Raw genomic sequence first — 12,896 nt, 5'->3', positions numbered from 1 at the left:
TGCAGCTACCACACTATTTATCGATAGTTCGTGAACTGCAGATCGACCTCGAAATCTTTCCCCTTCAAGAACGCGATCGCCGACTGCAATTCGTCCTTGCTCTTGCCTTGCACACGCAGTTGCTCGCCCTGAATCTGCGCTTGGACTTTCACCTTGGAATCTTTGAGCGCCTTCGTAATTTCCTTCGCCTTTTCTGAGGTGAGGCCACTCTGAATCTTCGCCGTCTGCCGTACAGTTCCGCTTAAGGCCGGTTCCACAGCGCCAAAGTCGAACGCCTTCAGCGACACCCCACGCTTCACGCACTTCCCCTTGATGATCTCCTGCACCGCGTTCAGCTTGTATTCGTCGTCGGAGATGACGATCAACTCTTTTTCCTTCTCCTTCAGCGTGATCTCTGTCTTCGTGTCCTTGAAGTCGAACCGCTGCTTGATCTCTTTCGTTGCCTGATCCAGCGCGTTCTTGAGCTCCTGCATATTCACTTCCGACACCACATCGAATGAAAACTGATCAGCCACAATCTCCTCCTTCTTTTCCTTAATCTAGGAAGGGCAGCATCGTTCATCTTTCACTGCGCACATGCACCGAGCACCGCCCATAATTTTGCAATTCGATAGATCGAGTGTGTGCGGGACGCGAGCGAGAAGATTAACCATGCCGCCTCAACAACATCCCGTTCCATGCGGCAGCTTAAAACTCTTCTCGTCATCAGCACAATGGATCGCCGTCTGCATCCGCCCTGCAGACCCTCCACCAGCCATCACAACCACCTCACTGCTCGTAAAGGGCTTTTTCAGCACCACGTAGCCATACCACTGCCATACACTATCGCTTAAGACAATCAAACCCAGCACCGCAACCAGTGCCACCAGCACAGCATCCAGATAGAGCGCAAAGGCTTGCCCTGCCGCTAATGTTCCGGCTTTCTTCAAGAACATCCAAAACATTTCATACGATCCGGTCAGGGTGATGATGCCCACGAAGAGCATCGGCAGCGCCGTCACCCAGAGATAGGGCGACTTCCACATCTTGATCAAGACGGTTGTCCCGATGCAAAGAGCCAGCGTGCCCAACAACTGATTCGCAGCACCAAACATCGGCCAAATGGTCGAAATGCTCCCTGTTCCAATCAGATAGGCCCAGGCACCCACGACCACACCGCTGCTCAACATCACACCCGGCATCCAGTTCATTCGGCGAAAGGGCGCATAGACCCGTCCGGCCATTTCTTGGATCAGATATCGCGCCACACGCGTGCCCGTATCAATCGTCGTCAGGATGAAGAGCGCTTCAAATACGAGTGCGAATTGATACCAGTAGGCCATCAGACCCGCCATGCCGGGCAACGCTGAAAAGATCGACGCCATGCCGACGGCCAAAGACACAGCCCCGCCAGGACGCCCAGCCACATCAACTTCAACCATCTGTGACAGTTCAGCAATTCGCGACGGGGGAAAACCCATCGCCGCCAATGCATCCGCACCTAATGTCGTATTGATCGCCAGGTAGTCGCCAGGAATCAGCACCGAGGCCGCGATCAACGCCATGACGCCAACAAAACTTTCCAGCAGCATCGCCGCATACCCCACTACCGCCTGCGATTCCTGTTCGATCATCTTGGGCGTTGTCCCGGACGAGACCAGAGAGTGGAATCCTGAGATTGCCCCGCAGGCGATCGTGATAAAGAGAAAAGGAAAGAGCGTGCCTGGAATAATTGGCCCGCCGCCATTCGCAAACTGTGTCACACGCGGCATCTCGATCGTCGGTGCCATAAGAATGACCCCGAACCCGAGTAGAAAGACCACGCCGAGCTTCATGAAGGTGGAGAGATAGCCGCGCGGCACCAGCAACATCCAACCCGGCAAGACCGACGCGAGAAACCCATAGCCGGCCAGGAGCCAGATCAGCGAGGGCTTGTCAAACTCGAAGAGCCACGCGTAGGACGACTGCGCAACGACACGGCCGTACAGCACGGCGGCGATCAGTAGAACCACGCCAAGTATTGACACTTCCGCAACCGCACCGGGACGGAACTTTTGAAGATAGAAGCCCATAAGAAGACCAATCGGAATCGTCATCGCGATCGTAAACGTGCCCCAGGCATTGTGGTAGAGCGCATTCACCACGGCGAATCCAAGACCAGCCAGAGCCACCACGACAATAAAGAGCACCGCGACCGCCGTCGCCGTGCCGGTGACAGAGCCCAGTTCATCGTGGGCAATCTCGGGCAACGAACGTCCGTTGCGCCGCATCGAGGCGACGAGAATGATGAAATCTTGCACCGCCCCAGCCAGCACCGCCCCAATCACCAGCCAGAGAAACCCCGGCACAAATCCGAATTGCGCCGCTAAGACCGGACCAAGCAAGGGCCCTGCTCCAGCAATCGCGGCAAAGTGATGGCCAAAAAGCACAACCTTGTTGGTGGGATGAAAATTGACGCCGTCATTCAACCGCACCGCCGGCGTCACATGCTGATTGTTCAGACCAACGACCTGCCTAGCCAGCCATCGGCCATAGAACCGATAGGCCAGTACATAAATACAGGCTGCCGCGACGACCAACCAGAGGCCGTTTACTTTTTCGTTTGGGTTCACAACGCCGACCACGTGGGCCAGCGCGAGCGCACCAAGAAGAGAGAGCAGTAGCCAGAGCAGATTCACCGCCACTTTCATGCGCGGCATCCTAACATAAAAGCCAAGAAGTGAGCGCGACTCGAACTGCCTTACACATTAGCTGAATACTGCACTATGACTACGCAACCATCCGCATCCTAACGACGCAGAGACTTCGAGTTGACATGGTCACTGGTGCGAAGTAGCCTGCACCGTCTTTGTACTCTAGATCAAACAGAAGCACGCAATGACTAGATCCATCACATTCCCACAAGATCTGATCGATTCTTTTCGCTCTAATGAAGTTATCGGAATTATTGGCTCTGGCCTTTCCCTTCAGGCGGGCTTCCCCAATTGGAAAGAAACCTTGGAGTTGATGATTTCAGAGTGCCAAAGGCAACTGGTCAGCTTCACTCAGAGCAAAGAGCTGAAATCCCTACTGCGGAAAGGACATTATCCAGAAGTCGCTGAGGAATGTGCAGATCTCTTACGTGGCGATCTCTATAGAAACTTCATTCAGAACACCTTTGGTGGAAACCGAAACGGCCCAACAAAGGTGCATGAGCTGTTGCTAGACCTTCCTCTTAGCGCAATCCTGACAACAAACTATGACACCTTGATTGAACGAACTTACGCGAAGCAACTTCGAAGTAGCAGTTACCCATTCACGTTCACATCGAAGAACTTGGCTCAGCTGTCACAACTATGCACTCAAAAGCGCTTCTTTATTTTCAAAATGCACGGGGATGCTGAGGACATTGAAACGGTTGTACTCAGAAAGAAAGACTACCAAAAGGTAATTCACTCTAGCCCGTTATACCAGGCCTCAATGTCCCACATTTTTGCGACGCGCACAGCATTATTCATTGGTTATGGACTGAGAGATCACGATCTAGATCTTATTCTAGGGGCGCATGCTTCTCTCTATAGGGAATTTGGCAGGCGACACTACGCCCTCTTCCCTGATGCTGGGAATGTTTTAAGGAAGTCGTTTTCAGAGAATTACAATATCAGAATTATCCCTTACAGCAGCAAGGACGACCACAAGGAACTTCAACTGATGATGGGAGAGCTCTCCAGACAAGTAAAAGCCCTTCCTCCCTCAACCGAAGACGAAGAGTTGCAACGCCTAAAGAGCTTATAGATATCGAGAGTCGATACTGCGAAAAACTTGGAACTTATATCGAGCTCGAGCGAGCTAAGTATCTTCGTTCACGGAGGCAGGAAGCACGCTTCACACCAGAGCAGCAGAAATTGATTCAAGCCAGCATTCAACACTGGGAAGCATTAGCGGACGAGAAGGCAGAGTTGCTACTTGGCACAATTGGAACTGCGTTCGCTCATGAGTTCGAAAACATTCTTTCATCCATCCAAAAACAGTCAGCTAAGTTGGCTAGTCAGGCCCCTGAAGGCCCCTTGCGGGAATCGGCTAATGGGATCCTATCGGCCATAAATCTGGGTAAGCGCCTCGTCCGCACAATCCAATCGCTGGGTAAGGATGCTGCTATCGAACGTGATGGCACCTTTGAAATAAATGATCTACTGACAAAAATGGCGGATGGGCTCTCAGCTTTTCTAGGGAATGATGTGAGAATCACCTTTGAACTCTTCACAAAACCACTTAGGATTACTGCTATCCCTCAAATGTTTGAGCAAGTCATGATGAATCTATTGGTGAACGCCCGAGACGCTATCTCACACAAAGGCTTGATCACCATAGCAACTAATTCTGTATCCATAACCAATGAATACCTGGCTGGCCATCCTGACGCTTTGGTTGGTTCGTTTGTTTGCATATCAGTCTCCGACAATGGATGTGGGATCTCACAGAAAGACTTGCCACGTATTTTTGAGCCATTCTTTTCCGCAAAAGAGAAAAAGGGAACTGGCCTTGGGCTTTATGTAACTAAAGAAATAGTCAGGAGGAACGGTGGCTGGATAGAGATGAAAACACGCCTAAGACATGGGAGTACTTTTTCCGTGTTCCTTCCTGAAGTAGATGCCCCCCTTTAATTCCTTCACGCCCTCTCGGGGAGCGGGTCATAATGGTTCGGCATAAGGAGCGGAAGTTCGGACGAGGATGCGTCCGAGAATGGACCACCCACCGACCGTATCTGTGCAAACAGTTCGCGGAACTCTTGAAGCCGATCGACAGCATGCTGGCGGCTTCGCCGTTTCTTCTGGCCAATCGCCCATTGTTCGTGGATTACATTCTGTATGGTCTACTCGGCAATTACCTGTTCAACGACAAAACCAAATTGCCCAAACTGAAGCACCTGCAACGCTGGTATCAGGCCAGGGACACGAAGGAATAGCCTTCGTTGCCCATTTCCCATCAATACCCTCCTGATTCGGATCGCGCCTAGTCATACAAAGAGCTGATAGCAACAAGCAGAAGTTGGGCAGCATTTGGATGGAGACACCAGGCTGACGAAGCATGGTTACTCGGCGAGCTTCTTTAACGCTTTCCCATACCGCCGATTGGTCTCGCTTAGCACTGTACGAAACCTCTTTTGGCGAGTCGCATCTTGCACAGGCGTCACGATGAGGCACTTCCCGTCCGTCTTGATGTTGAGCGGCGTCTCGGCGTCAATCTCCAGCAGATCCAGCACTCCGCGGTCGATCACGAGAGCTAGACTGTTTCCATGTTTGGTCAGCTTTTTGATCATCTCCTCACCTCCACAGTGGTACTACAATGTGTGTCCATCATATCACCTGATTCCAATGGTAAAGCCACCCCAAGCTAACAGAAGCTCGCTCATCCTATGCAGGAGCTGATGTGGATCAACGGCGGTTTTCCTTCGAGAGTTTCCTCAACATTGTCACCTTCTTTTTCTTCAACGGCTTCGATTTGGCACACTCGACCACCTCATCAAGCCACGAAGCTAGACCGGACGCCGTGCGATAGCCAGCTTCGCTGATGAACAGGAAACCTTTGAGTGGTTTGCCGGTAAAATCCATCTCCCGAGCGTGCGGTTTCGAGAGGAGCGCTTCGTAGCGGTCCGGCATGACACGAACCATGAGGCGGTCCTTTTCGATCCCACAGCACATGTGGCCGTTGAGCATGAAGCAGAGCCCGCCGAACATACGCCTCTCTTCTACCCCCTTTCGGCGCTTGAAGTAGTCCCTGATTCGTTCTGCCAATCGCTCGTTACAAGCCATCTCACGCCCTCTCGCTTCAACGCTTTGTATTCACCAACAGCGATCGTGGATTGGTACTCCCATTTTGGTATACTCTTCGGGACCATGCCACCCGATGCCCCGGCTTCACCGCCTTCACCGAGCGATCGCCGTGAATATTATCGCATCACTGTCTCGCTCCCCATCTGTCTTCAGCCTGAGTCAGATACTACCGAGAACGAGTTCGTCGAGAAAGCAGTCAATCTGAGTGCCGGCGGCATCGGCGTCACGCTGAACCAGACCTTCGAGGTGAACGCCATTCTCTCCTGCGCCCTGCTGCTTCCCGGCGAGGTGCTCTTTAAGTCTCACCTTCAAGTATTGCGTGTGGATCCCATTCTCTACCCGCTCAATACGTATCGACTCCATGGCCATTTCCTCAGGATGGCCAATCCGGATCGAGAACTGCTGATCAGACATATCATCCAGTTTCAGCGCGAACACCTCAATAAGCACTATTCCGCCTGAATAGGTACAACCCTCATAGTGAACAGGCCCCGGACCACTCTGGAGGATCCATTTCGTCCCCGCGAAAGGGGGATTCATTCTGCCGCTCAAGGCCGACTACACTGGGTCACTGTGGAATCCATACGCCCCCATCAGCGCCATCACTATCGCGTCCCGCTTGCCATACAATACCCCGTGATGTTTTCCGATGCGGAAACGATCGCGGAAGGAATAGTCATGAACCTGACGGTGTTTGGCTGCGCGATCAAATGCGCCGATACCATCCCAGAAGGGACGACACTGCGGATGCGGCTCATCCTCCCGGATCAGGCGCAGTCACTCCCGGTCGAAGAAGCGGAGGTCCGATGGGCCCAAGGGAATCGAATGGGGCTTCAGTTTCACAGGGTGGAGCGGGCGGCCGATTTTCGCCTTCATAACTTTGTGTGGGATCGGATGGTCGAACGGCTCCACACGATCACTCAGGAAGGACTGTCACCGTCTTGACCCCGAGGTCTCCTGCCTTTTCCCACTAGGGCCAGACACAAGAGTCCGATGCCAATCCAGACCACTTCGCGGAATCGTCGGAGCAACGCAAAGGTGATGCCCGTGACATCGCTGTAGCCGAAGGCTTGCAGCAAGAGGAGATTACCGGCATCCTGCGCCCCGAGACTACCAGGGATGAAAAAGGTCCCGCCTTTAATGAGGGCGGCCAAGGCACCCATCGAGATGACCGACCACAGGCTGGCAGAATCGCCTAGGAAATAGATGATCACAAAGACTTCTAATGATTCGGCCAGCCAGCCGAAAAAGCACACCCCCGTTGAGAGGGCAAATGTCCCACGATGCTGGCTGTAGAAATTCAGAATGGTCTGGTCGATCGAGCGTAGGTGTTCCCCTTGCGCTTCTAGAACCTGGATCCGCATTCCCAGCTTCTTCATGATAGCCAGCATCGAGGCAAAGAGCCCACGCTGTTGGACAAAGACAAACCCGACGATCGAACAGATCAATACTGTCACACTCACCACCGCAGCCGTGATGGTCTGGCCCGCCGAGCTACCGGTGCCCAAGATCAAAAATCCAATGGCGATCCCGACGAGGATATAGAAGACTTCGGCAATCGTCAGAGTCGTCTTAGCAATCACCACGGACGCAGCCCCTTCCGCCATCGGAACATTGTATTGTTTCAGCAGATAGGCCTTGAGGGGTTCGCCGCCCATGTAAGCTGTGGGTGTCGTCATATTCACAACCTCCCCGGCGGTCCTGATCGTGAGGAGCCGCCAAAACGAGATCACTTGCCCAAATGACCCCAATACCAGCTTCCAGCCATATGCCTCGATCACATACATAAGGAGAGAGGGAATCAGGATGATCACCAGGGGGAGGGGACCTAGCCGCAACGCCGCATCGTAGATATTACCGGGTCCAATCTGCCAGACAAGAAAGCCAAGAACGATGAGGCCAAGGGCTAGTAGGATATAGCGCAACACGTTAGTCGGATGGCGAACGAGCCATTTATGGCCGAGGAGATGAGACTGCGGATGGGCGGATGACCCAGCCCATGGCACCAGCAAACAGCAATGCGCCGGCTCCCGCAAAGATGAGAAACCAATACAGCTGGTCGAACAGGGCAAAGCCCAACAGCGCTACTGAAAAATCTCGGCTGGCCACATTTTTCAACATCATATCCGCCCAAGCTGCATGGGCAGGGGTGCTCCAGCCACTCACCGCTTTAATCTTTTGCGCCTTTTCGACGAGTACGAGGGAGAGACCGTTGCCAAACACCGCAGCGGTGCCGAGTGCGAGTGGAACCCAGTCGTCTGCTTGTCCGAGGTAAGTCGTATAGAGTCCCACGGCGATACCCGCAAAAATCGCCATGTGCACGATGTTGTCCAACACGATATCCAGCCAGGCGCCAAGCGGCGACTCGGTAAAGGTCAACCGCGCGACTTCGCCATCGCAGCAATCGATGACGGCCGCCAATTGGAACAAGAGGGCTGCCACGATACCGGCGCTGTAGGTGCCCATCCCAAATCCCGCAGCCGCCAGCAGACCAACCAGCCCGGCAAGGACCGTGATGGAATTGGGCGACAGCCCCATGGCGAGAAACAGGCGGGTAAACCAGCGAGAGACTTTGCGATTGAAATAGCGATCGACGAACCCTTCGAACTCCCCCTTGAGGGAATTGAACAACTTCTTTTCGGCTGCTTGAACGTCAGACAGCGTCCGAACAGGTTGATACCAATTCCCCTGCTTCGCCTCAGCCGAGACAACATGCACTCGACCATTCGTCGCAGCCCGCTCAAGCCACTGGCGGATCGGAGGGCTTCCCTTCTCACTCACGGCTTGATTCGTGGTGCTCATCAGGCTTGCCGGCACGACCACAAGCTCAGCCACTCGTAAGGCTGGACTGTCGAAACGAGGAGGGGCGAAAATCGTCGGGCGATCAGAACGGACTTTCGCTCGCAGGCTCTGCACCATGAACTGATCGACCTGCCCCTGTGAGGCTTGCGAGACCACAATGGCCTGACCATCCTGCACCTCGCGCCGCAACCGTTCAATCAACCCTCGAGAGAACACGCTATTGACGCTCGCGACTAATGCAAAGCCATGCACTTCAGCCGCCAAGGCTTCCCAGGTCCGAGGATCATCGAGAGGAAATTCACGGATCGGCATCCATCGGACGGGAATTGTGACGCGTGGCCCTTTGCCGAGCGCCTGTTTCAGCTGTTCCTCCTCAGAACCGGACAGGACGATTAATTGACGAATACCCGCCCGCTGCAAGGTGAGTACGGTTCGTTGAAAGAGCCCGATCCCCACGACACTAGTCAGGGGCCCTACGTCGTCGACCTGCGTCCCGATCGGACCGCTGAATACCCCGACCGACGGTAGCAGAATCGCCGTGGCCAACCCTTGAATCTCGACTCTTCTTTGGAGGATGCTCTTACTCATGGTTCTCTAGACACCTGTGTCTGCTCACCACTGTTCCCTGGCGCAGGGTCCCTCTTCATCGAACAGCGTACTATAACGAAGACTTTCTCATAGTTTTGGCAAAACTTCCAATTCAGCCTTTCTTACGTCTTCGATGAAATCAATCTCCGTCCAAGGCAGCCCTCCAATTCGTTCATAGCCAACCTGCACGTCCTGAAAATACGGCCGCAGCGCGTCCTCATACTCCATCTCCCATGAGCCTCGGTCGATGTAGCCACGGAGCGACGAGACAACATGAGTCGTGTCGGCGTGCCGAATCCGAAGAAATCCAACCCCTTCACCGGCGTAATCGTAACGTTCCGGCATATTCTTGGTCAGTGCAATCACTCGGCCCCCGGCCACGACCACCATGCACTCCTCTCCAGTTTGCTGTACCGTCTCATCCATCAACAGCGCATTCTCACAGGGTGACGCCACGAGACGTCGTAGGATTTCTGGATGGAATAGCACATCGGCATCCATCACGATGGTGTCGTCGTCGAGCGCGGTTCGTGCGATCCACAGTGAAGAAATACTGCCCCTATGAAACTGTTCATTGACCAAAAACGTGACGTTGACGCCGCAACAATCCTGCTCGACCGCCGCACGAATCATCTCCTGCTTGTATCCGACAACAATCTCAGCCCGGCGAATCCCAACGGAAACCAGCGACTCCAGATAGCGATGCAGGAGCGACCGGCCGCCAATCTCGATGAGGCATTTCGGGCGATGTTGGGTCACTTCCCACAAACGTTTCCCGACTCCCGCTGCCAGAATGACCGCCTTCATGCTGATTTGCAGACCTGTTCGAAGGCATCGAGAAATCCGCCAAACTGCGCCTCGGACAGTGCCCCCATATTAGCCACGCGAAAAATCTTGTTTTCCAAGTTGCCTTGCCCGGCATAAATGACATAGCCCTGCTGCTTCAGGCGGTCATGCAACGTCTGGTAAGAAACCCCGTCCGGCAGGTGATAGGCCGTGATGGTATTCGATTGCCGGTCCGCCGGGAGAAGCGCCTTCACATCGAACTTGGCCATTCGTTCACGAATCAGCGTCGCCATCTTCTTATACCGCTGGATGCGATTGGCCACGCCTTCCTCGAGCAACTCATTCAGTGCTTCGTCAAAAGCATAGTAGACCTGCACTGCGGGCGTGAATGGAATCGTGCCTCGCCCCTCATTGTTGATGTAATGAGTCAGATGGAGATACCACGAGCGCTTCGGATACGCGCGCATTTTCTCGACGAACCCCTTTCGCACAAGCACGAACGAGACGCCTGGAAATCCCTGAATGCACTTTCCCGCCGTCCCCGTCACCATATAGATGTGCGACTTGGCAATATTCAGCGTTTCACCTGCCAGCGCACTGACGGCATCCAGCACAAACACACGATTCTGATTGTCAACGATCTCGGCGATCTCATGAACAGGGTTGAGAAGTCCGGTGGTGGTCTCGTGGTACACCATGCCGACGGCATGCACTTCCTGATGCTGTCGCAAGGCCAGCAGCAGCTTCTCAGGGTCTGGCCTAACCGTCCAGTCATACTTCAACTCGCTCACCCCCAGACGATGGAGGCCCACGATCTGAGACATCCGTTCACCATAGACCCCGTTGTTGAGGATGAGCATCCGGCGACCGTGAGGAAGCGACGACATCAAGGCGGCTTCGACAGCAGCCGTCCCCGATCCGGTCATCACGACGGCAACGTAGTCCGATTCGGCTCCGGGAACAAAGGCTTTGAGCAGCTTGGTTTGGATGCGGTGAAGCAGTTCTAGAAATTCATCTTCGCGATGACAGATATCGGGTTTCAGCAGCGTCTGCCGCACCCGCTCGGACACATTCACGGGACCTGGATTGAGGAGAATCATATTCTCGCTTTCAGCAATCAGCGATCAGCGCTTTCAGAAGCTGACAGCTGACAGCAGGCGACTATTCAATCGCCTTCATGAATCGACGGGTGACATCCGGCGGGTCGTGCAGGACGCGACCGGCATCTTCCACAAATTCGTTCACCTTAATGAGCAACATGCTAGGCCCATCCTTCTTCAGCATGTCCTTGAACTCGTAGACGAGATCCTCGCGATCAAGGACCCGTTCCACATTCACGTAGCCCGCCGACTTCGCCACTTTCTCCAGCGGCACCACGTTGGAGATCGTCGGCTGGTTCCCGGTCGTTCCGTACACTTCATTGTCGAAGACGACATGGATAAAGTTCTTTGGTCTCAATGCACCGACCGTCGCGAGTGTACCCATTCCCATGAGCACATTCCCGTCGCCATCGAAGGTAATCACCTGTTTATTCGGCTTGGCGAGCGCAACACCGAGGGCAATAGCCGAAGCATTCCCCATGGAGCCGATCATGTAGAAATGAGTGGGCCGATCCGCGATCTTGTGCGCCTCGCGCGAGGGAAACCCGTTGCAGATAATGACGGGCTGATCGGTCAGCAACTCCAGCAAGGCCTCCATGGCCTGCGCCCGACTGATCAATGTGCCTTGTTCGGGCCTCATGGATGCAATCCCTTGACCACGCCTTTGGTGATAAACAAGGCGACCGGAATCCGCTGCTTCATGAATGTCTCAGCGACCCACCTAAAATCTTCAATCACTGTTTTTTCAGTCAGGGTCCGGTGCGGAATCTTGACGGTATCAAGCAATTGCGGCATCACCTCTCCCATCACCAAATGTTCCGGAGCGTCCTTCCCCCCCTGCCCACGCCAGGAAACAATCAGTATGCAGGGTTGTTGATAAATCATATTCAGCGAAATGAGCGCATTGAGAGAGGTACCCAGTCCTGAATTCTGCATGAGCACGGCGGGGGTTTTCCCAGCCATATAGGCGCCCGCAGCCATGCCGACCGCTTCATCCTCACGAACTGCGGGGGTATAGAGCCGACGGTTCATGAGTTCCGCAATGATCCCACCCAGAATCGAATCTGGCACACCGGTAAAGAAATTCACTCCCATGTCCTGCATCGTTTGGACAAACACGTCGCTTTCAATCACGGAACGATTCCTCCTAACATCTTGAGACACACCTGCAGAAAGCCGGCGCATTATAAGATACGCCCTGCGAGGTTCTCAAGAAAGATCCGCGATTGAGTTGAACTCTCTCGCATGGTAGCGTGAGTAGCAAGAGGGTTGCATCCGACTCCGTTGACAGAAGATGCGCGCGCGCACCCAACCAACACCCAATACCTTGCCGTTGGTCCTGATAATCGCCGTCGTGATCGGTGCTCACTCAGCATGGGCTGTTCCCATGACGAATGATCCGATGGGATTTCACGATATTCCTTGGGGCACTTCCTTGTCCTCACGCCAGGAGCTGGAGACGATACGTGCAGGTCCACATATCATCGAATATCTCCGCAAGAGGGAGCCGGTGTCATTCGCGGGAACAGAAATGACCAGCATTCTCTACCTGTCCCTGGATGATCAATTTGCGCGTGTCATAATCCGATACCAAGGAGACCAAGTCCACAAACACGTGCTGCGCTTCTTGGAAAATCAATTCGGTGGGCTGGAGCGTATTCCTGGGCAGATGGCACGAGGTCTCAATCAGCAATACACGTGGCGCGGATCAGATACCGAGATCACGTTGACCTACCAAGCCGGCACCGAGCGCGGCTATATCTTCATCGATAGCCGCACACTCGCACCACGGTTCAACGACTATATTACCGACTCCGCAGAGTAGATC

The 12,896-nt window shown here is 54.0% G+C and carries 16 protein-coding genes; 6 read left to right on the top strand and 10 right to left on the bottom strand.

Annotated features, from left to right (window positions below; all coding sequences use genetic code 11):
• Positions 1–17 precede the first annotated feature (17 nt).
• A complete protein-coding gene (locus E8D52_09485; GenBank protein ID TKB69191.1) occupies positions 18–515 on the bottom strand; it encodes a YajQ family cyclic di-GMP-binding protein in 498 nt (165 codons plus the stop codon).
• Between the two features lie 144 nt (positions 516–659).
• A complete protein-coding gene (locus tag E8D52_09480) occupies positions 660–2,669 on the bottom strand; it encodes a carbon starvation protein A (GenBank protein ID TKB69190.1) in 2,010 nt (669 codons plus the stop codon).
• 187 nt (positions 2,670–2,856) lie between these two features.
• Between E8D52_09480 and E8D52_09475 the strand changes: the two genes are divergently transcribed.
• The 3 genes from E8D52_09475 (at position 2,857) to E8D52_09465 (ending at position 4,924) form a co-directional block, all read left to right on the top strand.
• Positions 2,857–3,753 (top strand): hypothetical protein, encoded by an 897-nt coding sequence (locus E8D52_09475; GenBank protein ID TKB69189.1) that lies wholly within the window; start codon positions 2,857–2,859, stop codon positions 3,751–3,753.
• A 110-nt stretch (positions 3,754–3,863) separates the two neighbouring features.
• Positions 3,864–4,622, top strand: coding sequence for a hypothetical protein (locus E8D52_09470; GenBank protein TKB69188.1), 759 nt, complete (start codon positions 3,864–3,866; stop codon positions 4,620–4,622).
• A 32-nt stretch (positions 4,623–4,654) separates the two neighbouring features.
• Positions 4,655–4,924 (top strand): hypothetical protein, encoded by a 270-nt coding sequence (locus E8D52_09465; protein TKB69187.1) that lies wholly within the window; start codon positions 4,655–4,657, stop codon positions 4,922–4,924.
• A gap of 126 nt (positions 4,925–5,050) precedes the next feature.
• On the opposite strand, the gene E8D52_09460 is transcribed toward E8D52_09465, so the two are convergent.
• The gene (locus E8D52_09460) at positions 5,051–5,278 is read right to left on the bottom strand and encodes an AbrB/MazE/SpoVT family DNA-binding domain-containing protein (protein TKB69186.1); all 228 of its coding nucleotides are present in this window, start codon (positions 5,276–5,278) and stop codon (positions 5,051–5,053) included.
• A gap of 115 nt (positions 5,279–5,393) precedes the next feature.
• Positions 5,394–5,771, bottom strand: coding sequence for a TfoX/Sxy family protein (locus E8D52_09455; protein TKB69185.1), 378 nt, complete (start codon positions 5,769–5,771; stop codon positions 5,394–5,396).
• Positions 5,772–5,855: 84 nt separating this feature from the next.
• Between E8D52_09455 and E8D52_09450 the strand changes: the two genes are divergently transcribed.
• Both E8D52_09450 and E8D52_09445 read left to right on the top strand, forming a co-directional pair.
• Positions 5,856–6,254 (top strand): hypothetical protein, encoded by a 399-nt coding sequence (locus E8D52_09450; protein ID TKB69184.1) that lies wholly within the window; start codon positions 5,856–5,858, stop codon positions 6,252–6,254.
• Positions 6,255–6,365: 111 nt separating this feature from the next.
• Positions 6,366–6,737, top strand: coding sequence for a PilZ domain-containing protein (locus tag E8D52_09445; protein ID TKB69183.1), 372 nt, complete (start codon positions 6,366–6,368; stop codon positions 6,735–6,737).
• On the opposite strand, the gene E8D52_09440 is transcribed toward E8D52_09445, so the two are convergent.
• The 6 genes from E8D52_09440 to E8D52_09415 all read right to left on the bottom strand — a co-directional run bounded on the left by E8D52_09440 (position 6,713) and on the right by E8D52_09415 (position 12,253).
• Positions 6,713–7,864, bottom strand: a complete 1,152-nt coding sequence (locus tag E8D52_09440; protein ID TKB69182.1) for a flippase-like domain-containing protein — start codon at positions 7,862–7,864, stop codon at positions 6,713–6,715. The genes E8D52_09445 and E8D52_09440 overlap by 25 nt on opposite strands.
• Complete coding sequence (locus E8D52_09435) at positions 7,746–9,182, bottom strand: hypothetical protein (GenBank protein ID TKB69181.1); 1,437 nt, start codon at positions 9,180–9,182, stop codon at positions 7,746–7,748. The genes E8D52_09440 and E8D52_09435 overlap by 119 nt, the downstream gene beginning before the upstream one ends.
• 87 nt (positions 9,183–9,269) lie before the next feature.
• Positions 9,270–9,989 (bottom strand): phosphocholine cytidylyltransferase family protein, encoded by a 720-nt coding sequence (locus E8D52_09430; GenBank protein ID TKB69180.1) that lies wholly within the window; start codon positions 9,987–9,989, stop codon positions 9,270–9,272.
• Entirely contained in the window at positions 9,986–11,068 is a 1,083-nt protein-coding gene (locus E8D52_09425) for an aminotransferase class V-fold PLP-dependent enzyme (protein TKB69179.1), read from the bottom strand. Before E8D52_09425 ends, E8D52_09430 begins: the two co-directional genes overlap by 4 nt.
• A 61-nt stretch (positions 11,069–11,129) precedes the next feature.
• Positions 11,130–11,708: a sulfopyruvate decarboxylase subunit beta gene (locus E8D52_09420; GenBank protein TKB69178.1), complete on the bottom strand. Its 579-nt coding sequence runs from the start codon at positions 11,706–11,708 to the stop codon at positions 11,130–11,132.
• Entirely contained in the window at positions 11,705–12,253 is a 549-nt protein-coding gene (locus E8D52_09415; GenBank protein ID TKB69177.1) for a sulfopyruvate decarboxylase subunit alpha, read from the bottom strand. Before E8D52_09415 ends, E8D52_09420 begins: the two co-directional genes overlap by 4 nt.
• A gap of 109 nt (positions 12,254–12,362) precedes the next feature.
• Here E8D52_09415 and E8D52_09410 point away from each other — a divergent pair, with 109 nt between their 5' ends.
• Positions 12,363–12,893 carry a hypothetical protein gene (locus E8D52_09410; protein ID TKB69176.1) on the top strand — a complete coding sequence of 177 codons (531 nt, stop codon included), beginning with the start codon at positions 12,363–12,365 and terminating at the stop codon, positions 12,891–12,893.
• Positions 12,894–12,896: the final 3 nt, after the last annotated feature.

Origin of the sequence: Nitrospira sp., from assembly GCA_005116745.1 — a bacterium.
Taxonomy (GTDB): Bacteria; Nitrospirota; Nitrospiria; order Nitrospirales; family Nitrospiraceae; genus Nitrospira_D.
This window is presented reverse-complemented; position numbering and strand designations above follow the sequence as displayed.